The following is a 747-nucleotide window of genomic DNA, read 5'->3' as shown; positions in this document are numbered from 1 at the left end:
AGAACTCAACAGCGTGCCAAAAGTCAACGCCAGATATGTTGATACCCCGTCTCCGGCCGGTTCGGCTGGGGCGAGGTTCCTTTGAAAAAACACAGCGAGGACGCTGTGAACGGTCGGGCCTATTCCGCCTGACTGTTCCGCTCTCGTGTGTGTGCACCGGATTACCGGTAAACATTCACGGAGAGTTTGATCCTGGCTCAGGACGAACGCTGGCGGCGTGCTTAACACATGCAAGTCGAACGATGAACCACTTCGGTGGGGATTAGTGGCGAACGGGTGAGTAACACGTGGGCAATCTGCCCTGCACTCTGGGACAAGCCCTGGAAACGGGGTCTAATACCGGATACAACCACTGACCGCATGGTCGGGTGGTGGAAAGCTCCGGCGGTGCAGGATGAGCCCGCGGCCTATCAGCTTGTTGGTGAGGTAACGGCTCACCAAGGCGACGACGGGTAGCCGGCCTGAGAGGGCGACCGGCCACACTGGGACTGAGACACGGCCCAGACTCCTACGGGAGGCAGCAGTGGGGAATATTGCACAATGGGCGAAAGCCTGATGCAGCGACGCCGCGTGAGGGATGACGGCCTTCGGGTTGTAAACCTCTTTCAGCAGGGAAGAAGCGAGAGTGACGGTACCTGCAGAAGAAGCGCCGGCTAACTACGTGCCAGCAGCCGCGGTAATACGTAGGGCGCAAGCGTTGTCCGGAATTATTGGGCGTAAAGAGCTCGTAGGCGGCTTGTCACGTCG

The 747-nt window shown here is 59.0% G+C and carries 1 rRNA gene; it reads left to right on the top strand.

Annotation, left to right across the window (positions count from 1 at the left end):
- Positions 1–174: 174 nt before the first annotated feature.
- A 16S ribosomal RNA gene (locus K7787_RS31425) occupies positions 175–747 on the top strand; the annotation flags it as partial.

Origin of the sequence: Streptomyces sennicomposti, assembly GCF_019890635.1 — a bacterium.
Classification (GTDB): domain Bacteria; phylum Actinomycetota; class Actinomycetes; order Streptomycetales; family Streptomycetaceae; genus Streptomyces; species Streptomyces sennicomposti.
This window is presented reverse-complemented; position numbering and strand designations above follow the sequence as displayed.